The sequence below is a fragment of the Streptomyces sp. NPDC001851 genome (assembly GCF_040297165.1).
In the GTDB taxonomy this organism is placed as follows: Bacteria; Actinomycetota; Actinomycetes; order Streptomycetales; family Streptomycetaceae; genus Streptomyces.
Genome location: NZ_JBEOYR010000023.1, coordinates 57244 through 76634, shown reverse-complemented (window position 1 = coordinate 76634; position 19391 = coordinate 57244). Strand labels below are relative to the sequence as shown.

General features: G+C 72.5%; 19 protein-coding genes. 7 read left to right on the top strand and 12 right to left on the bottom strand.

Features of this window, described 5'->3' with window-relative positions; all coding sequences use genetic code 11:
• Positions 1-9: 9 nt before the first annotated feature.
• The 4 genes from ABT171_RS29785 to ABT171_RS29770 form a co-directional block, all read right to left on the bottom strand.
• A complete protein-coding gene (locus ABT171_RS29785) occupies positions 10-936 on the bottom strand; it encodes a M48 family metalloprotease (protein WP_351249144.1) in 927 nt (308 codons plus the stop codon).
• Positions 933-1313 (bottom strand): BlaI/MecI/CopY family transcriptional regulator, encoded by a 381-nt coding sequence (locus ABT171_RS29780; protein ID WP_351249142.1) that lies wholly within the window; start codon positions 1311-1313, stop codon positions 933-935. Before ABT171_RS29780 ends, ABT171_RS29785 begins: the two co-directional genes overlap by 4 nt.
• Before the next feature lie 136 nt (positions 1314-1449).
• The gene (locus ABT171_RS29775; protein ID WP_351249140.1) at positions 1450-2355 is read right to left on the bottom strand and encodes an aldo/keto reductase; all 906 of its coding nucleotides are present in this window, start codon (positions 2353-2355) and stop codon (positions 1450-1452) included.
• Positions 2356-2396: 41 nt separating this feature from the next.
• A complete protein-coding gene (locus ABT171_RS29770; RefSeq protein ID WP_351249279.1) occupies positions 2397-3719 on the bottom strand; it encodes an aldehyde dehydrogenase family protein in 1323 nt (440 codons plus the stop codon).
• A 203-nt stretch (positions 3720-3922) separates the two neighbouring features.
• On the opposite strand from ABT171_RS29770, the gene ABT171_RS29765 reads away from it, so the two are divergent.
• Positions 3923-4960 (top strand): acyl-CoA dehydrogenase family protein, encoded by a 1038-nt coding sequence (locus ABT171_RS29765; protein ID WP_351249138.1) that lies wholly within the window; start codon positions 3923-3925, stop codon positions 4958-4960.
• Between the two features lie 43 nt (positions 4961-5003).
• Here the strand turns inward: ABT171_RS29765 and ABT171_RS29760 are convergent, their stop codons facing one another.
• Positions 5004-5540 carry an HXXEE domain-containing protein gene (locus ABT171_RS29760; RefSeq protein WP_351249136.1) on the bottom strand — a complete coding sequence of 179 codons (537 nt, stop codon included), beginning with the start codon at positions 5538-5540 and terminating at the stop codon, positions 5004-5006.
• A gap of 349 nt (positions 5541-5889) precedes the next feature.
• On the opposite strand from ABT171_RS29760, the gene ABT171_RS29755 reads away from it, so the two are divergent.
• Positions 5890-6324, top strand: a complete 435-nt coding sequence (locus ABT171_RS29755; RefSeq protein WP_351249134.1) for an SPW repeat protein — start codon at positions 5890-5892, stop codon at positions 6322-6324.
• Positions 6325-6409: 85 nt separating this feature from the next.
• On the opposite strand, the gene ABT171_RS29750 is transcribed toward ABT171_RS29755, so the two are convergent.
• From ABT171_RS29750 to ABT171_RS29740, 3 genes are all read right to left on the bottom strand, one after another.
• Positions 6410-7177: an ArsR/SmtB family transcription factor gene (locus ABT171_RS29750; RefSeq protein ID WP_351249277.1), complete on the bottom strand. Its 768-nt coding sequence runs from the start codon at positions 7175-7177 to the stop codon at positions 6410-6412.
• A 75-nt stretch (positions 7178-7252) separates the two neighbouring features.
• Entirely contained in the window at positions 7253-7765 is a 513-nt protein-coding gene (locus ABT171_RS29745; protein WP_351249132.1) for a GNAT family N-acetyltransferase, read from the bottom strand.
• Between the two features lie 64 nt (positions 7766-7829).
• Complete coding sequence (locus ABT171_RS29740; RefSeq protein WP_351249130.1) at positions 7830-9263, bottom strand: APC family permease; 1434 nt, start codon at positions 9261-9263, stop codon at positions 7830-7832.
• A gap of 115 nt (positions 9264-9378) precedes the next feature.
• On the opposite strand from ABT171_RS29740, the gene ABT171_RS29735 reads away from it, so the two are divergent.
• A complete protein-coding gene (locus ABT171_RS29735) occupies positions 9379-10560 on the top strand; it encodes an ROK family transcriptional regulator (RefSeq protein ID WP_351249128.1) in 1182 nt (393 codons plus the stop codon).
• Positions 10561-10671: 111 nt separating this feature from the next.
• On the top strand, positions 10672-13395 hold the full coding sequence (locus tag ABT171_RS29730) for a glycoside hydrolase family 2 protein (protein WP_351249126.1): 2724 nt from the start codon (positions 10672-10674) through the stop codon (positions 13393-13395).
• 40 nt (positions 13396-13435) lie between these two features.
• Here ABT171_RS29730 and ABT171_RS29725 read toward each other — a convergent pair whose 3' ends face one another.
• Positions 13436-14878 (bottom strand): hydrolase, encoded by a 1443-nt coding sequence (locus ABT171_RS29725; protein ID WP_351249124.1) that lies wholly within the window; start codon positions 14876-14878, stop codon positions 13436-13438.
• A gap of 213 nt (positions 14879-15091) precedes the next feature.
• On the opposite strand from ABT171_RS29725, the gene ABT171_RS29720 reads away from it, so the two are divergent.
• Together ABT171_RS29720 and ABT171_RS29715 are read left to right on the top strand one after the other, a co-directional pair.
• The gene (locus tag ABT171_RS29720) at positions 15092-15355 is read left to right on the top strand and encodes a GlsB/YeaQ/YmgE family stress response membrane protein (protein ID WP_351249122.1); all 264 of its coding nucleotides are present in this window, start codon (positions 15092-15094) and stop codon (positions 15353-15355) included.
• Positions 15356-15636: 281 nt separating this feature from the next.
• Positions 15637-15957, top strand: coding sequence for a hypothetical protein (locus tag ABT171_RS29715; RefSeq protein ID WP_351249120.1), 321 nt, complete (start codon positions 15637-15639; stop codon positions 15955-15957).
• A 50-nt stretch (positions 15958-16007) separates the two neighbouring features.
• On the opposite strand, the gene ABT171_RS29710 is transcribed toward ABT171_RS29715, so the two are convergent.
• On the bottom strand, positions 16008-16862 hold the full coding sequence (locus tag ABT171_RS29710) for a GNAT family N-acetyltransferase (RefSeq protein ID WP_351249118.1): 855 nt from the start codon (positions 16860-16862) through the stop codon (positions 16008-16010).
• Positions 16863-16999: 137 nt separating this feature from the next.
• Here ABT171_RS29710 and ABT171_RS29705 point away from each other — a divergent pair, with 137 nt between their 5' ends.
• On the top strand, positions 17000-17962 hold the full coding sequence (locus ABT171_RS29705) for an SDR family NAD(P)-dependent oxidoreductase (protein WP_351249116.1): 963 nt from the start codon (positions 17000-17002) through the stop codon (positions 17960-17962).
• Between the two features lie 90 nt (positions 17963-18052).
• Here ABT171_RS29705 and ABT171_RS29700 read toward each other — a convergent pair whose 3' ends face one another.
• The gene (locus ABT171_RS29700; protein WP_351249114.1) at positions 18053-18508 is read right to left on the bottom strand and encodes a hypothetical protein; all 456 of its coding nucleotides are present in this window, start codon (positions 18506-18508) and stop codon (positions 18053-18055) included.
• Positions 18509-18604: 96 nt separating this feature from the next.
• Positions 18605-19264, bottom strand: coding sequence for a chaplin (locus ABT171_RS29695; protein ID WP_351249112.1), 660 nt, complete (start codon positions 19262-19264; stop codon positions 18605-18607).
• Positions 19265-19391 lie beyond the last annotated feature (127 nt).

Here is a 19391-nt window from a genome sequence, read left to right as displayed (position 1 = left end):
GCGGCGGGGTCAGGGCGTCTCGTCGCCCTGGGCGACCTCGACCCGGTGGTGGACCTCGGCCATTCCTGCCGCCGAGGCCACGCAGGAGACGGCGGTGCAGGCGATGAGGAGGCCGGCGACGGTCCGGCCGGCCCGGGGCACGAGCGGAGCGGCGAGCAGGGCCTGGACGCGCTGCGGCACGGGGCCGGTGGTCGCGGCGGCGGCGAAGCCGGGACGCTCGGAGCGGGCGGCCTGCCCGGCGAGTGCCGCGCGGGCAATGGCCCGGGCGATCAGGCGCCGGTCCCCGACCCGGGCGGCGGCGGCCTCGTCGGCGGCGCGCTCGGCGGCGAGGCGGATGGTCTCGCGGACCGGGCGCAGCGCCGGATGGCAGTGCGCGGCGAGTTCGGCGGCGGCGAGGAAGTAGTGGTGGCCGCCGTCGTTGTGCGCCCGCTCGTGCGCGAACAGCGCCTCCCGCTCGGGCCCGTCCAGGCTGCGGAGCATCGCGGTGGTGACGACGATGCGGTGCGGGCGGCCGGGCAGCGCGTAGGCGTCGGGGCGGGGCGAGTCCACCACGCACAGGTCGCCGGCCGCGGGGCCGCGCCCCGCCTCGGTCCGGGCCGCGCGGAAGGCGCGGCTCTGGTGCAGCACCGAGCGGACGAGGGTCCAGCCGCAGACGGCGAGCGCGCCGACGGAGGTCGCGGCGGCCGGCAGCACGACGAGGTCCGAGGCGGTGCGCAGCGGGTGGATCAGCTCACCGAGCGCGGCGAAGAGCGGGATCTTGAGGAGGCCGGTCAGGACGAACGCGCCGAGGGCGGCCAGCGAGCAGCCGGCGAGGAGGACCGCACAGGCGGTGACGGCCCATAGCGCGGCCACCGGGACCAGCCGGTCCAGCGCCCGGCGGGCCAGGGCCGGCAGGGCGAACGGCAGCAGCAGGGGCAGCAGGAGCAGTGCGGTCATCGGTCGCCGGATTCGAGCAGGTCCCGCAGAATGCGTTCGTCGTCGGGACTGAGCTGGGCGACGAAGCGGGCGAGGACCGTCTCGCGGTCGCTGTCCCGGTCCAGTTCGCTGTGCATCCGGCGGGCGGTGAGGCCATGGGCGTCCTGGACGTCCCGGACGGGGACGTAGGCGTAGCCCCGGCCCTGGCGGTGCCGCTCGACGACGCCCTTGTCGTACAGGCGGGTGAGGATCGTGGTCACCGTCGTACGGGCCAGGTCCGTGCCGAGGCTCCGCTGGACCTCGCCGGGCGTCCGGGGGCCGCCCGCGGCCCAGAGTGCGGCCATGACGCTCGCTTCGAGTTCGCCCGCCGGCCGGCGCTCGTCCTTCGCCTCGGTCATGGAACGTTCCTCACCCCGTCCTCGTCTGCGGCCGGTACGACCGTCTACAGGATGGTAGTCAACCCGACGTTCGTACGGCTGTGCCGGGCAGCCGTCGTCGGAGGGGCGGCCGTCCGGACCGCGGCCTCGGAGCCGGTCAGCCCGCGATGGTGTCCAGCGCGTCCAGCCGTTTCCGTTCGTCCGCCGTGAGGCGCAGGGCGCCCGCGGCGACGTTCTCCACGAGGTGGTCCGGGTCGCCGGTGCCGGGGATGGCGAGGACGTGCGGGCCCTGGTGCAGGGTCCAGGCGATGCGGATCTGGGCGGGGCTCACGCCGTGGGCGCGGGCGATGTCGCGCACGGTGTCGTCGTGATCGTCGGTCGCGGCCCGCTCTCCGGCCTGGCCGGCGACGGCGTAGAACGGCACGAAGGCGATGCCCTGTTCGCCGCACAGGCGCAGCATCTCGACGTCGGCGGGGTCGCGGCGGTCCAGGGCGTACCGGTTCTGCACGGACACCACCGGGGCGATCTCCAGTGCCTCGGCGAGGTGGCGTGGGGCGACGCCGGAGATGCCGAGGTGCCGGATCAGGCCGGCCTCGCGCAGTGCGGCGAGCGCGCCGAAGTGCTCGGCGATGGAGTCCTGGCGCATCCGCCGCAGGTAGACGACGTCGAGGTGGTCGCGGCCCAGCTGGCGCAGGTTCTCCTCGACGTGGCCGCGCAGCTGGTCGGGGCGGGCCGAGGTGCCCCACTCGCCGTGGTAGTCGCGGAAGGGGCCGACCTTGGTGGCGATGACCAGGTCGTCGGCGTACGGGGCGAGCGCGGTGTTGATCAGTTCGTTGGCGGAGCGCGTGGCGGAGAAGTAGAAGGCGGCGGTGTCGATGTGGTTCACACCCAGTTCGACGGCCCGGCGCAGCACGGCCAGGGAGCGTGCGCGGTCGCTGGGGGTGCCGAGGTGGAACGCGGCGCTGCCCGTCAGCCGCATGGCTCCGAGGCCGACGCGGTGGACGGGCAGGTCGCCCAGCGTGAAGGTGCCGGAAGCGTCCGCGGTGATCGTTTCAGCGCTCATCCGGCGGAGTGTCGCACATCTGGCGCGCCGCGTACGGCACTTCAGCTGAGCGGCTTCTCCAGGACCGCCTTGCGGTGGCTGAACGTCTCGAGGGAGTAGCGGCCGTGGTAGCTGCCCATGCCGCTCTCCCCCACGCCGCCGAACGGCAGGTCGGAGACGGTGAGATGGGCGAGGGGCAGGCCGTGGCCGAGGCCGCCGGAGGAGGTCTCGGCGGCGATGCGCGCCCGGGTCTCCTCGGACTCGGCGAAGACGTACAGCGCGAGCGGCTTGTCGCGGTCGTTGATGAAGCCGATCGCTTCGTCCAGGCCGGACACGGTGACGATGGGCAGGATCGGGCCGAAGATCTCCTCCTGCATGACGGGCGACGTGGGGTCGACGTCCGCGAGGACGGTGGGCGCGATGTACTTGGCCGTACGGTCGCTCGTGCCGCCGACCGCGATCCGGCCGGAGCCGAGGAGGCCGGTGAGCCGGTCGAAGTGCCGTTCGTTGACGATCCGGCCGTACTCGGGCGAGGCCGCCGGGTCCGTGCCGTACAGCGCCTCCACGGCCCGGACGAGTGCCGTCTCCAGGGCGGCGGCGGTCTCCGGGTCGGTCAGCACGTAGTCGGGGGCGACGCAGGTCTGGCCGGCGTTGAGGAACTTGCCGCGCGCGAGCCGGTCCGCGACCACGTGGAGGTCGGCGTCGCGGTCCACGAACACCGGGGACTTGCCGCCGAGTTCGAGGGTGACCGGGGTGAGGTGCTCCGCGGCGGCGCGCATCACGATCCGGCCGACGGCGCCGTTGCCGGTGTAGAAGATGTGGTCGAAGCGCTCGGCCAGCAGGGCGGTGGTCTCCGGGACGCCGCCCTCGACGACGGCGACCGCGTCGGTGTCGAGACAGGCCGGGATCAGCTCGGCCAGCGCGGCCGAGGTGGCCGGGGCCAGCTCGCTCGGCTTGGCGACGACCGCGTTGCCGGAGGCCAGGGCGCCGACCATCGGGGCGAGCAGCAGCTGCGCCGGGTAGTTCCAGGGCGCGATGACGAGGACGACACCGAGCGGGTCGTACTGCGTCCAGGCCCTCGCGTCGGCGCCGAGGTGGGCCGGGACGGGCGCGGGCTCGGGGCGCAGCCAGTCGGCGAGGTGGTCGAGGGTGTGGTCGATCTCGCGGACGGTGAAGTCGATCTCGGTGCGGTAGGCCTCGGTGCTGCTCTTGCCCAGGTCGGCGTGGAGGGCGGCCGCGAGGTCGGCGCCGCGCTCGGTGAGCATCGCGCGCAGGCGGCGCAGCTGGCCGGTGCGCCACTCGACGGACCTGGTGCGGCCGGTGGCGAAGGTGGCGCGCAGCCGGGCCACGATGTCGGCGGGCTGCTCGGTGGCGGGGTGGTTCACGGATGCCTCGCTGTTCATGCACGGGCGGCTCGGGCCGCACCTGGGTCCAGACAGAAGGTAGATGCATTTGCCAACCTTTCAGGTCCTCAAGTTCATTCCGGCTATCAGAGTGATGGGGGTCACGTCTGCGCGTGGGGTCGGTCCCGGGTCGGGGCGGGCGGAATACCGCCGGCCGGCCGGACCCGTTCGACAGAATCTTCCGCATGACAGCCACCACGCCGCATCCGCTCCTCGACCGCGCCCACCGGCTCGCCACGGACCTGCTGATCCCCGAGGCCGAGCGGGTCGACCAGGAGGCCGTGCCGGTGAGCCACATCGAGGCCGTGAAGAGTGCGGGGCTGCTCGGCGTGGGCGCTCCGGTCGCGTCCGGCGGCTCCGAGGCCCCGCCGGACGTGGTCCGCCGGACCGCGGAGATCCTGGCCGGGGCGTGCTGCTCGACATGGTTCGTACAGGCCCAGCACCACACGCCCGTGCGGATTCTGGCGCTGAGCGGACTCCCGGTCCGCGAGCGGCTGCTGGGTCCGCTGTCGCGGGGCGAGCTGATGTCCGGGGTGGCCTACGCGCACCTGCGGTCGTACCCGCGTGTCCCGGTACGCGTGCGCCGGGAGGGCGGTGGGTGGCGGTTCGACGGGACCGTGCCCTGGTACACCGGGTGGGGCCTGAACGACGTGATGCTGCTCGCCGGGATGACCGACGCGGGCGAGGCACTGCTCGCCTTCGCCGAGGCGCGCGTGCAGCCGGGGCTGCGAGCCTCGGAACCGCTGCGCCTCGCGGCGCTCACCGCCGCGCGCACGGTGTCGCTGGAGCTGACCGGACTGTGGCTGCCGGAGGAGTCGGTTGCCCTGCGGATGCCGTACGAGCGGCTGGCGCCCCTGGACCGGGCCAGGACGCTCAACGCCAACCCGGCGGTCTTCGGCCTCACGGAGGCCGCCCTGTCCCTGGTGGACGCGGAGACGGCCGCCCCGCTCACGGCCCGGCTCGCCGACGTCCGCCGCCGCGCCTACGCCCTGGCCGACCATCCGGCACCGCTGGAGCGGGTCGCGGAGCGGCTGGCGGTGCGCGCGGAGTCGTACGAGGTGCTGCGGACGGCCACCACCGCGGCGGTGGTGGCCGGCGGCGGCCGGTCGATGACCCTGACGAGCCGCGCCCAGCGCCTGGCCCGGGAGGCGCTGTTCCTGCTGGTACAGGGGCAGACGGCGGAGTCCAGGGCAGCCCATCTGCGAGCTCTGGCAGCCACCTGAGCCGGCGCCCTGCCTCCACCGTCGGCGGGACGGGTGTCCGGTGTCACCGTCGGCGCGGTATGCCCTGGGCCAGTGCGTGGGTGGCGACCGCGGCTGTCGCGGCGAAGGCGAGGCCTTCGGCCAGTTGCCGGGGCCGGGTGGGGCGCAGTGCGCCGGAACGACGGAGGCGGCCGCGGGCCCACACGGTGAAGGGGAGGACCACCAGAGGGGTGGTCGCGGAGCCCGGGGTGTAGCCGCGCACCGCGGCCGCCTGGGCCAGGTGGACCAGGCCGTGCAGGCCGAAGGCGTTGAGCGCCGTCTGGTAGACGGCCGAACGGCCCCCGGTCCGGTGGCCGTCGGCCGCCGCGGCGGCCAGCACCACCGCCATGGCGGCGACAGCGGTGCCGAACTCCCGTGCGTCCACGGCCTCCAGCCGCCGCCACACCGCCTCCGGCACCCGGGGAAACCTCTTGCGCAGCTCCGGGACATGGGTGCGCACCCAGCGCGGCACCATCACCGCTTCCTCGGTGTCGTGCACGGCCCACGCGGCCAGCAGGCCCCAAGTGACGGCCCCGGGAACATCGCTCGCTTCTCGTGTCATGAACCCGGAGTCTCGCAGGGCCGGTTGGTCGGCTCGGGAACAGGGGCGGAGACGGCGGACGCCGTACCGCGGAGCCGGGCCGGAAGGCGACCGGGAATCGACCGTCGGGGGCCGGTCCCGCCGGAGGCGGTGGCCCAGGTGTCGTGGCCGCCGCCGACGCCGTCGGCCGGTGGTGTGCCCGCGTCCGGACAGCTCGCCGGCCCCGCTGCCGGCGTTCTCGTACGCGACCGGCATGTCACCGGTGCGGCTCTACACATAAAGAATAAATAAGGGCAAACTGGGAACGTAAGCGGTATCCGCACACCGCACCAAGTGGCGGTCTGGCCTGCGAAGTCAAAGGAGACGAGTCATGGCCAACCTGCACAGGGGTGATATGACAACCCACCCCGATGTCTCCGAAATGCGGGATCGCTACGCCCGCATGCTCGGCGGTCGTGATGTGGCGCTCGTGGACGGGCCGGTCTTCCTGCTCGGTCTCTACTGCGCGGCATCTCCGTGGATAGTGCACTACACGGCGAGCCAGCCCGCCCTCATGACCCACAACCTGATCATCGGTATCGCGATAGGGCTGCTGGCACTCGGATTCACCCGGGCCCCCGAGCGGATGTACGGCCTCAGCTGGGCCATGTGCGCCATGGGCATCTGGATGATCATCGCCCCCTGGATCGTGGGCAGCGGCCCGGACGCGGGCGTGATCATCAACAACGTCGTCATCGGCGCACTCGCGCTCGTACTCGGACTCGTCTGCGCCGGTACGGCGGCGAGGAGCACCCCCAGGCCGTAGCCGGAGGCGGCGAGGAAGGAAGACGCAGCAGACACGCACGAGGTGAGGCCGGTCCGCACGGCGGACCGGCCTCCGCTGCGACCGCTCAGCGTCCCGGCACCAGCCAGGGCTCCTGCGGCAGCGTGCGGCCCGTCTCCAGCAGCGACTTGAGGTTGGACAGCACGGCCGGCCAGCCGGACGCGACGTCCGAGCGCTCACCCTCGTCGTTGAGGTCCTCGTGGACGACGGTCAGCCGGACGATGTCCTCGTGCGGGCGGATCTCGAAGGTGACGCGGGAGTGCCGGTCCTCCTGATCCGCCCGGTCGGGCGCGGCCCAGGTGACGACCAGCCGGGTCGGCGGTTGGCTCTCCACCACCCGGCCGACCACGTCGGCGGTTCCCGAACCGTCGGTGCGCACGTGCGCCCAGGGGGAGCCCGGCCGCCAGTCGGACTCGTTGCGGTGGCCCCAGTAGGCGGCCGTCAGGTCGGCGTCGGTGAGCGCCTCCCAGACCTTCTCGGGCGTGCTCGCGATGTAGGTGACGTACACGAAACCCGGCTTGTCGGTCATGGCTTCCTCGGCTCGTCGCTTCAGGGCACCGAGCGCGTCCAGGCGCGGGCGCTCGAACTTGTCGATCCACCGCTCCTGGATCTCGTGGAGCGGCACGGGGTTGAGGTAGTGCAGCTTTTCCCGCCCCCGCCGCACCGTGCCGATCAGGTTGGCGGCCTCCAGGACGGCGAGATGCTGGGTGACCGACTGGCGCGTCATGGCGATCCGCTCGCACAGCTCGCCCAGCGTCTGGCCGTTGTTCTCGTGGAGCCGGTCCAGCAGGCGCCTGCGCGTGTCGTCGGCCAGCGCCTTGAAGACCTTGTCCATCCCGGTGACGTCCTCCGATCGCACACTCAACGTTATGCAGGCAATTACTTGCACGTCAAGGCGTCCGGCTCCCGCTCAGCCGGTCACGGCGAGCGAGATCCACACGTCCGGGGGGAGCTCCGGCCGGTCAGGCACCGGCCGGAGCTCACGGGTCCAGGCATCTCCGGCCAGCGACCGGGCGACGTGCGGCCAGAAACGTACGGCGGCCGGGTTGGTCTTCTGGAAGGCGATCTCCCAGGCGCCGGGGTGCCGGCGCAGCACGTCCTGCGCGAGGCGGGTGCCGACACCACGCCGCCGTGCGCCGCGTACGACGAAGAAGCTGTTCAGCACCCGCACGGGCCCGTCCAGCCCGCGGACGAAGGCGAAGCCGGCCGGACGCCCGTCCTTCAGGAACAGGTACGGCGCCCAGTCCGGCCGGGTGAGGGCGTACTCGACCCGCTCGCCGCGGAAGGTGCCGTCCGGGCCGGGCAGGGTGCCCTCGGACTCGGACAGGTCGTGGCGGAACAGCAGCCACAGCCGTTCGACGGTGGGCCGGTCCTCGGGGGCTGCGGGGCAGACGGTCACGTCCGCCGGGAATGTCTCGGTCATCAACGCAGCGTCCCCGGCGGACATGGCGTCCGATCCGGGGAGGCTCGCGAAGACTGCCGCAACTCTAGCTCATCTCAAAGGCCTTGTACTCCTCGGTGATCTCCCTTTCGCCGAACGGCCACACCTTCTCCAGCCCCGCCCAGACGACGAAGGCCGCACAGCCGAGGGCCAGCCAGGCCAGCGACCACTCGATGGGGTGACGGCCCGGGGAGTTCCTGTCGGCGTAGCCGTAGATCACGCACCAGCCGGCGAACGCGATGATGCTCGGCAGGGGGTAGAGCCACATCCGGTAGGGGCGGCGCAGGTCCGGCCGGCGCCGGCGCAGCACGGTCAGCGCCAGGATCTGGGCGAGCGCCTGGACGATCACCATCACCGTGGTCAGCAGCTGGATCAGGGTGGCCAGGTCGGTGTGGCGGCCGATCAGGAAACCGACCGCGGTGATCACGCCCATGGTCGCCAGGCCCAGCGTCGGGAAGCGGTGCCGCGGGTGCAGCTTCTCGTACGGCCGGAAGAAGACGCGGTCGCGGGCGGCGTCGTAGGGGACCCGGGAACCGCCGAGCAGGCCGGTGAAGACCGAGGCGAAGGCCGTGACGAGGATCAGCACCGTGACCGTGTCGGCGGCGCCCTTGCCCCAGGTCTTCTCCAGCACCGCCGAGGCGACCGAGGTGGAGGCGATGTCGTGCGCGTCGGTCATCCGCCGCCAGTCGACGACGCCTAGGGTGCCGATCTGCAGCAGCAGGTAGATCGCCATGATGCCGAGGATGGAGAACAGGATCGAGCGCGGGAGCGTCCGGCCGGGGTCCTTGATCTCGGCTCCCATGTACGCGGTGGTGTTGTAGCCGAGGTAGTCGTAGATGCCGATGGTCAGGCCCGCGGCGAAGCCGAGCCAGAAGCGGTCGCCGGCCAGGTCGAAGGCGCCCGAGGGGTAGGTGAAGGCCAGGTGCGGGCTGAAGTCGGTGGCCGCGGCGGTGATCACCAGCAGCACCGAGGCGATCATCACGGTCCACATCACGGTGGTGATCCGGGCGATGTGCTCGATGCCGCGCCACAGCAGGAGCACGACCAGGGCGATGACGCCGAGGCCGGTCAGGTCGCCCGCCGTCCGCCCGAGACCGGGGGCCAGATAGCCCAGGTACTGCACGAAGCCGACCACGCCCGTGGACATGATCAGCGGGATGAAGAGCATCGCCGTCCACACGAACAGGAACGGCATCAGCCGGCCCGTGCGGTACTGGAAGGCCTGGCGCAGATAGACGTAACTGCCGCCGGAGCCGGGCATCGAGGCACCGAGCTCGGCCCAGACCAGTCCGTCGCACAGCGCCAGGACGGCGCCCGCGACGAAGCCGATGACCGCCTGGGGGCCGCCGAAGGCGGTGACCATCAGCGGGATCGTGACGAACGGGCCGATGCCGCACATCTGGCTCATGTTGATGGCCGTGGCCTGGAACAGGCCGACACGGCGGACGAAACCACCCGGGGGCGGCGGACTACCGGACATGGGGACTCCTGACGCCACGGGCGGCCTCGGCACCCGGCGGGCTGACTGGCCGATAAAGTTAAGGAGCCTTACTAGGGGCGTCAAGTAGGCGCCGGGAATACCTGAGAATGGTCCGATGACCGCCAGTGACGTCGAAGAGCCGCAGGAGCCCTGGAGCCGCCGGCGGCTGCGCAGCACCAACGAGCGGCTGCTGCTGGACCGGCTGCGCGCCCTCGGCGCCGCCTCGCGCGCCCAACTCGCCCGTGAGACCGGCCTGTCGAAGCCGACGGTCTCCAGCGCGCTGGCCTCCCTGGAGACGGCCGGCCTGGTGCACGAGGTCGGCACCCAGGCCCCGGAGCGCGGACGCACCGCCGTGCTCTACGCCCCCGACCCGGCCGCCGGGTACGCACTCGGCGTGGACATCGGCCGGAGCTGGCTGCGGGTGGCGGTGGCCGACCTGGACGGCACGGTCGTCGCCCGGTCCGACGTACGCAACCGGGCCCGTGCCTCCGCGGCACTGGCCGATCTGGTCGTGGGCACCGCCCGCCAGGTGATCGCCAATTCGGGCGTGGACCCCGCCGAGGTGGTGCACGGGGTGGTCGGCACCCCCGGTGTCTACGACCCGAAGCAGCGGCGGGTGCGGTACGCGATGCACCTGCCCGGCTGGGGGCGGCCGGGGCTCGTCGACCGGATGCGCGAGGAGCTGGGCGTACCGCTGGAGGTGCACAACGACGCCAATCTCGCCGCGCTCGGCGAGTACACGTACGGCGTGGGCAGGGGCAGCCGGCTGTTCGCGTACATCCTGATCGGCACCGGACTCGGCATGGGCGTCGTCAGCGAGGGTCGGCTGTTCACAGGGGCGCACGGGCTGGCCGGCGAGATCGGCTTCCTGCCCTGGCCGGGCCGGCAGAAGCCGGAGCGGCTGGAGGACGCGGTGTCCGGGGTGGCCGTGGTGGAGGCGGCCCGGGAGTTCGGGATGAGCGGGCAGCTCACGGCGAAGGCGGTCTTCGACGCGGCCCGGCAGGGCCATCCGGCCGCCGCGCGCGCGGTGGAGCTGGAGGGCGAGCGGATCGCGCACACCGTGGCGGCGGCGGCCGCCGTGCTCGACCCGGACCTGGTGGTGCTCGGCGGCGGCGTCGGCCACAGTGTCGACCTGCTGCTGCGCCCGGTCCAGGAGCATGTGCGCACCCTCACCCCGCTGCGCCCCCGGATCGCGCCGAGCCGGCTCGGCGAGGACGCGGTCCTGCTCGGTGCGGTCGCCACGGCCCTGGACACGGCCCGCGACCTGGTGTTCGCGTGCCGGGCGGCCGGAAGCTGAGCCCTTCCTCAAGGCCTGTCAGCGCCAAGGTCGTTGACACGGCCCGTGCGGCGCCCTAGCTTGAGGCCCGTTAGTAAAGTTTCCTAACTTTACGAGGCCGGTGCTGCTGCCATGTTCTCTCGCCCCGTCCCCACCCGCCGATACGCCGTCACCGCGCTGGTCCTCGGCCTGCTCGGCTCCCTGACCAGCGGCGCCTGGGCCGGCGTCCGGCATCCGGCGCCGCCGCACGGGCCCGCCCCGGTCACCCGCGTCCCTTCGGCGGCCGGCACCGGTGCCCCGCTCGGCGGATTCGCCATCCAGTCCTCGGCGAAGGTGAGCGACTCACCGGCGGCCGTCTCCTCCCCCGGCTATCCGGCCAGGGGCTGGTTCCCGGCGGGTCCCCGTTCGACGGTCCTGGCCGCGCTGCTCGCGGACGGCGTGTACGCCGATCCGTTCTACTCCACCAACCAGCGGAAGATCCCCAAGGCGGACTTCCAGGTCCCCTGGTGGTACCGCTCCGACTTCACCGTCGAGGACACCACCCGGCGCACCTTCCTCGACTTCAGCGGGGTGATCTCGGCGGCCGACGTCTATGTCAACGGCCACCGGGTGGCGAAGGCCGCGGACGTCACGGGCGCCTACCCGCACCACGAGCTGGACGTCACCCCGCTGATCCGGTCCGGCACCAACACGGTCGCCTTCCGCGTCCAGCCCAACGACCCGGACAAGAACCTCACCATGGGCTGGATCGACTGGCTCCAGCCGCCGGCCGACCGGAACATGGGGATCGTCCGGGACGTCGTGGTCCGCAGGGGTGGCCCGGTGGCTCTGCGCGACGCCCATGTCGTCACCGCGCTGGCCGTGCCGTCGCTGGCCACCGCCGACCTGACGGTGAAGGCACAGGTCCGCAACGACACCGGCGCCGCGGTCACGGCCGTGGTCACCGGGCACATCGGCGCGACGGCGTTCACCCGCCGGGTCCCGCTCGCCGCCCACGAGACCAGGACCGTCACCTTCTCCCCCGCCGACACCCCTGGCCTGCGTCTCACCTCGCCGAAGGTGTGGTGGCCGGCCGGCATGGGCGGGCAACCGCTGTACGGCCTCGACCTCACCGCGTCCGTCGCCGGTACGACGTCCGACACCGCGCACCAGACCTTCGGCATCCGTGACGTCCGGGCGCCCCTGAACGCCGACGGCGCACGCCAGTACCGGATCAACGGCCGCAAGCTGCTCATCAAGGGCGGCGGCTGGTCCCCGGACGAGTTCCTGCGCTGGGACCGCGGCTATGTCGAGGACCGGCTGAAGTACGCGCTCGACCTGGGCCTGAACACGATCCGCCTGGAAGGGCACCTGGAGCCGGACGAGTTCTTCGACCTGGCCGACCGCTACGGCGTGCTCACCCTCCCCGGCTGGGAGTGCTGCGACAAGTGGGAGGGCCAGGTCAACGGGAGCGGCGAGTCCGGCGACCCCTGGACCGCCGCCGACTACCCCGTGGCGAAGGCGTCCATGGCCGCCGAGGCCGCCCGGCTGCGCGACCACCCGAGCGTGATCTCCTTCCTGATCGGCAGCGACTTCGCCCCCGACGCGAGGATCGAGAAGACCTACCTGGACGCGCTGAAGGCCGCCGACTGGCCCGTTCCGGTGGTCTCCGCCGCCTCCGAGAAGCCCTCGCCCCGGCTCGGCGGCTCGGGCATGAAGATGACCGGGCCGTACGACTGGGTGCCGCCCGCCTACTGGTACGCCAAACGCGAGGGCGGGGCCACCGGCTTCAACTCCGAGACCAGCGCGGGTCCCAGCATCCCCACCCTCGACACCCTGCGCCGCATGCTGACCCCCGCCGAACTGGACACCCTCTGGAAGGACCCGGACGCCAAGCAGTACCACCGCTCGCCGTCCCCGGTCTTCGGCACGCTCAAGATCTACGACGCCGCCCTCACCGGCCGCTACGGCTCCCCCACGAGCCTCGCCGACTATGTGCGCAAGGCCCAGCTGGCCCAGTACGAGAACGTCCGCGCCCAGTTCGAGGCGTACGACCGCAACGCCACGGACTCCGCGCGGCCCTCCACCGGAGTCATCCACTGGATGTTCAACAGCGGCTGGACCTCCCTGCACTGGCAGCTGACGGACCGCTACCTGGACCAGGGCGGGGCCTACTTCGGCGTGAAGAAGGCGAACGAGCCGCTCCACGTCCAGTACTCCTACGACAACCGCTCGGTCGTCGTCGTCAACCACCGGCACGCCGCGGCGAGCGGACTCACCGCGCGCGCCACGCTCTTCGACCCCGACGGCACACAGAGGTACGACAAGGCCGTCAGCGGACTGAAGGTGAGCGGCGACGGGGCCCACGGCACCGCCCTCACCCTGCCGTCCGCGGTGAGCGGACTGCCGTCCACGTATCTGCTCCGGCTGGTCCTGACGGACGCGGACGGCAAGGAGGTGAGCCGGAACGTGTACTGGCTCTCCACCCGGCCCGACACCCTCGACTGGAACGGCACCACCTGGTACTACACACCGACGACGAGCTACGCCGATCTCAAGGGGCTCGCCTCGATGGCGCGGGTGCCGGTGCCGGCGACGGCGGCCACCGAGTCGTCGGGGGGCACCTCGACCACGACGGTCACCCTGCGGAACACGGGCAGCGGGAAGACTCCCGCGCTGCTGACGGACGTGCACCTCGTGGACGGGCGGGGCAAGCCGGTGCTGCCGGTGCGCTGGTCGGACAACGAGGTGAGCCTGTGGCCGGGCGAGTCGGTGACGCTGACCGCCACCTACCGGACGGCCGATCTGCACGGCTCGGCGCCGAGTGTGCGGGTCTCCGGCTGGAACACGCCGGAGCGGACGGTGCCGGCGGCGTGACGGAACGGGGGCGGGCCCGTACGGCCCGCCCCCGGCCGTTTCAGCTGACGTTCAGCGCGGTGTCGTCCACGACGAACGACGTCTGGTACTTGGAGCCCTCGGTGCCGGTGAACTTCAGCGTGACGGTCTGCCCGGCGTAGCCGCTGAGGTCGAAGCTGCGCTGGGTGTAGCCGGAGCCGGCGTTGAGGTTCGAGTACGTCGCCAGCGTGGCCAGGACCGTGCCGGAGCCGTTGAGCACCTGGACCTTGAGGGTGTCGTAGGCCGTACTGGTCGTGGTCTCGGCCGTGTCGACGTGCAGGAAGAAGCTGAGCTTCGCCGACGTGCAGGCGGACGGAATGGTCACCGACTGGGAGAGGGTGTCGGTGGTGGCGGTGCCGTTGCCGTCGAGCCAGGCGTCGTACGAGCCCGAACGGGCGGGTTCACCGGCGGAGTCGGTGATGACTCCGCTCGTGGCGCTCCATGTGCTGTTGCCCGACTCGAAGCCGCTGTTGCCGAGGAGCTGGGCGGCGGTGCAGCCGCCGGTGCCGCCGCCGCCGCTGGTGCCCGAGCCGGCCAGCCAGGCGGTGGCGTTGAGGGCGAGGGCCGCGTTGGTGGCGCCTGAGTCGTTCCAGCCGTCGTACAGGGTGTTGCCGGACTGGCCGGTGCCGTCGTCGATCGGGGAGCTGTCGCCCCAGAAGGCGACGCGGCCGCTGCCGAAGGTGCTGGTGAGGAAGAACGCCCCGGTGTTGCCGGAGTAACCGCTGCGGTAGAGCAGGCCCTTGACGGAGGGGTTGTCGGCGGGCTTCAGGGTGGCGGTGGTGCCGTTGGCGATCAGGCTCTTGGTGACGGTGCCGAAGGAGCCGTGCAGAACCGGGTCGGTGCTGTCGCTGATCGCCGCCGGGTAGCCGGAGGTGATGTTCAGCGAGTCGATCGAGAAGCCGAACGGGTCGGTGGAGTCGACGCCGTTGTTCGTCATCAGGTCGTTGAGGATCTCGACCGCGTCCTGGCCGTCGTTGTTGCGGTCGGCCCCGGTGTGGTCGGAGATCATGAACAGACCGCCGCCGTTCTTCACGAAGTTCATGATCGCCGTCTTCTCGGCGCTGGTGAACAGCGTGTTGGGTTCCGGCAGAACCAGCGTGTCGAAGTTCGACAGATCGGTCGAGGACGAGCCGCCGTAGCTGAGGCTGGAGCCCGAGGGCAGCGTCTTCAGGCTGTAGCCGCCGCTCTTCTGCAGGGCCACGCCCCAGGAGGACAGGGCGCCGGTCCAGTCCGTCTCGGCCGACGGGGAGGAGTCCTCGCCGAGCGGGTCGGGCTGACTGGTGGAGATGATCCAGTCGGCGTTTCCGGCCGTCTCGGCGTGGGCGTTGTCGAACAGAATGCGGTGCGTGGTCGCCGCGTGGGCGGCGGTGCCGCTGCCGACCTGGACCGCGGCCCCGGTGAGCAGCAGCCCGAATCCGGCCAGGGCGGTGGTGAGTCTGCGGCGGGATCTCCTGGATCCAAGCATCCGGCGAACCTCCATGAGGGGTGGGGAGAGGCGGTGCGGGCGCCCAAGTCTGCGCGCGTAGAGCCCGCTTGAGGGTTCTACACGCGTCGATTGGTTGAAAGGTACATGGCGTGAAGCCCGGATGAACAGAAAGCCCCGGCAACAGGCGGAGCGGACTGACTCCGCTCCCAGCGGGCAGACGAGGAGCGGGAGGCACGACGAAAAGGGGTGGACATGGAGATCTCGGGCATCATCAGCGCCCTCGTCATCGGGCTCGTCATCGGCGTGCTGGGGCGCCTGGTCGTCCCCGGACGACAGCACATCGGCATTCTGTGGACCATCGTGGTCGGCATCGTGGCCGCGCTGCTGGGCACGGCCATCGCCGCCGGGTTCGGCGTCGCGGACACCAAGGGACCCGACTGGATCGAGTGGTTCATCCAGATCGCCCTGGCCGCGGTCGGCGTCGCGGCACTGGACCGGGCCCGGGTACGGCACTGACGCCGGCATCGGCCGAAGGCGCTCGGGGTGCCGGGCGCCGGCTCCGTCCGGGCGGCGCCGACGGGTTCGTCCCCGGCGAGGTCGACCACGGCGACGACCGTGCCGGGGCCGGCGGCCATGCGGGCGAGCAGCCGGGTGCCGTCGGCGCCGGAGGGCTGCAAGTGGACGCTTGCCGCGAGGCCGCCGCCGGCCGGTCCCGCCGATCGGCGGCGTCTCCTCGGGCCCGGCCCGGAACCCGGCGGTGGCGAGCCGGGCGCCGGGCCCTCCGGCCGGTCGTCGCCGTGGACCTTCCCCCCGGCGTCACGGCCGGGGCCGGTGAAGTGGACGATCTGCCGGACCAGAGCACGCCGCTCCCGTGCGCGTCCGTGACCTGGCGCACGACCGCGGGGCGCACCGGCGCGTTCGATCCGGGCACCAGTGCCGTCGGGGGTGGGCCGGTGGTCGGGCCGGAGTCCAGCGGGCCGCGGATCCGGGCCGGTTCGCTCACCGTACCGGCCGTCCTGGCGCCGGCGAGGGCCGCGGCGGGCCGGCGGTACGCCTTCCCGCCGCGGCGGGACCCCCTTGCCCCGGCGGCGGAGGCGCTGACCGAGCCGGTGCCGTAGCGCTCTGTGCGGCGCGGTCGTGGCCGGCCGTACGGCCCCGTGCCCGCGTGTCAGCCGAGTTCGAGCGTGGTGACCCCGAACACGCGGTCCTGGGCGTGCGGGCGGACGGACCCGGTGTACATGCGGGCGGTCTCGAACGAGGCCTGGAGTCCGGCCTGTTCGGCGAGCGCGACGCCGGCCGCGTTCGGCTCGGGCACGTCGATGGCGACCTCGTGTCCGGCGACGTCGGCCGTGAGGGCGGCGAAGAGGGCGCGTGCGTCGTCGGCGGTGTCCGCGAAGAGGGGCCCGATACGCAGGGTGTCCCGGCCGGGCCGCAGCACGCCGTAGCCGGTGAGGCGTGCGCCGTCGTGGCGGACGAAGGCCCGGTGGCCGGGGCCGGTGAGCCACTCGGCGAGGAAGCGCGGACGGTCGGCCGGGTAGCAGGCGCTGTCGTAGGCGGTGATCGCGGCGAGGTCGGCGGGACCGGCCGGACGGACACCGGCGGGCGTCTCCTGCCTCGGGGCGGTACCGGTGAACCGGATGGTGCGGTAGGCGAGTTCGAACCCGGACTGGCGGTAGTTGTCCTGCTGGGCGACGACGCCGTCCAGGCCGACGGTGCGGTCGCCCGCGTGGGCGAGGGCGGTCTTCCAGGTGGTGAGGCCGTGGCCGTGGCCGCGCAGGTCGGGGCGGACGAGGTAGCAGCCGAGGAAGGCGTAGTCCGCGCCGTAGTTGACGACGGAGATGGCCGAGACCGGCTCCCCGTCGATGCGGCCGAGGAAGAACCCGTCGGGGTCCTGGGCGAAGAACGCGGGCCCGTCGGACAGTCCGGGGTTCCAGCCCTCCGCCGCCGCCCATCCGGCGATCACCGGCCAGTCGGCGAGGGTGGCCTGCGTGACGACGAGGTCGTGGGGGGCCGCAGAGGTCATCGATGCGCTCCATTTCCGTCGGGACCGGACTGCCGCACCGCATCCTTCCGGATCAAGGGAGGCCGCGCCACGGCAAGATCAGCCGTCGCGCGGGCACGGCTTGACTTCGAGCGCACTCGAATCCCTAGCGTTCGGACATGAGCACTGCACAGCACAGGATCGGATCCGGTTTCGGCGCCACCAGCACCGCCGACGACGTCCTGCGGGGCATCGACCTGACCGGAAGGCTCGCCCTGGTCACGGGCGGTTACTCGGGCATCGGTCTGGAGACCACCCGCGCGCTCGTCAAGGCCGGCGCCCACGTGGTCGTACCCGCCCGCCGCCCGGCCACGGCCGAGCAGGCGCTGGCCGGCCTCCCCGGCGTCGAACTGGACGAGCTGGACCTCGGCGACCTGGAGAGCGTACGCGGCTTCGCCGAGCGGTTCCTCGCCTCGGGACGGAACATCGACATCGTGATCGACAGCGCCGGGATCATGGCATGCCCGGAGACCCGGGTGGGGCCCGGCTGGGAGGCCCAGTTCGCCACCAACCACCTCGGTCACTTCGCCCTCGTCAACCGTCTGTGGCCCGCGATCGCACCGGGCGGCGCCCGGGTCGTCTCCGTCTCCTCCCGTGGCCACCACTTCTCCGGCATCCGCTGGGACGACATCCACTGGCAGCGTGGCTACGACAAGTGGGAGGCCTACGGCCAGTCCAAGACCGCCAACGTCCTGTTCGCCGTTCAGCTCGACAAGCTCGGCCGCGACGCCGGCGTCCGCGCCTTCGCCCTGCACCCCGGCGGCATCATCACCCCGCTGCAACGGCATCTGCCCAAGGAGGAGATGATCGAGCGCGGGTGGATCGACGAGCACGGCAACGTGCTCGACCCCGAGGGCTTCAAGACCCCGCCACAGGGCGCGGCCACCCAGGTGTGGGCGGCGACCTCGCCGCAGCTGGACGGGATCGGCGGCGTCTATCTGGAGGACTGCGACATCGCCGGACCCGCCCCGGAGGGCGAACAGCGCGGCGGCGTCAAGGACTGGGCGACCGACCCGGAGCAGGCGGCCCGGCTGTGGCAGCTGTCGGCGGAACTGACGGGTGTCGACGCGTTCGCCGCGTAGCACCCGCCGCGGGTCGAGGGCGGCGGTCACCTCGTGGCCCGGGCCGGACTCCTCAGGGCGACCCTGCCGACGTCGTCGTGAGCGGGGACGTCACCCGGCGCAGCGCGCGCCGGGATGCCGCGGGGCCGCGCCGGTGAAGGCGTTCCGCAGGGGAAGCACCGTCGCCGCGACGAACAGCCCGAACAGGGTGATGGGCAACAGCCCGACCGGGCGCAGCAGTTGCCCCGGGTCCGTCGTCACCCAGGACCAGTTGACGTACCGGTTGGCGAGGACGTCCAGCGTCATCACGCCGCCCGCCGCCCAGAGGGCCGAGGGCCGCGCGCGCAGGGTCAGGACGACGACCAGGGGGTCGAGGGCGACCAGGGCGGTGAAGAACACCCGCACCGGGAGCGGGCCGACGCCGGAGTAGGCGTGGATGCCGCCCCGCAGCAGGTCGAGGGCGTGGTAGCAGGCCCCCTCCAGGAATCCGCCGACGTACACCACGAGTGCCCAGCGCGCCGGGCGGGGCAGGGCCCGCCATCGCCCGCGTATGCCGTCCGCCCTCACCTGATCAACTTACCGCGCCCGGTGACGCCGCCGGCCCGTGGGCGATGCCTGCCCCACCGGGCCGGTGTCCGGTGGGGCCTTTCCAGGGGTGGCGGGTCAGCCGTTGTGACCGGAGCGGAAGCGGCGGTAGAGGGCCGTGCCCGCGAGGAGGAGCGTGGCGCTGCCGGCGACGGCGGGGGCCGTCACGTCCATTCCGGTGTGCGCCAGCGCCGCCGACTGCGCGACGGCGTGGGCGCGCGGGCTGGGCCGGTGCTTCGTGGGGGCCGGTGGTCTCGGGGCCGGGGTGCGCGGACGGCGGGGGGTGCCGGGCGCCTCGCCGTTGACGGACTGGTTGCCCACGGCCGGGTTGCCCGCACCGGCCACGTTGACGCTGTTGCCGCTGACGTTGACCGGAAGGTCGACGGGAAGCTGCAGGTCGTTGCCGGACAGCACGCCGGGCGAGTCCTGCGCGCCGCCGCGGGCGGACGTCCCGCGTGACGTGGACGACCCGCCTGAGCCGGTGCCACGGTTCGCGCAGGCGTTGCCGGCGGACGGATTGAGCAGCCCCAGCACGTTCACGGTGTTGCCGCACACGTTGACCGGCACGTGCACCGGGAGCTGAATGCCGTTGCCGGAGATCAGCCCGGGCGAGCCGGCCGCGGAGCCGTCGGCGCCCGCGCCGTCGGCCGCGAAGGCGGCGGACACCGGCAGCGCCAGGGCCATCGCCCCGGAGGCGGCGGCGACGGCGATCACACCGTTTCGGGTTGCCCGTCTCATAGGTTCCCTGCCTTCCAGACGTCGTCGCGGGCACTCACCCGCACCTCATAGAACGCAGGCGAACCATCCGAGTTATGGCTTATCGGTCTTTCACCCCGTCGAGCGACACTGTTATCGAACTGCATGT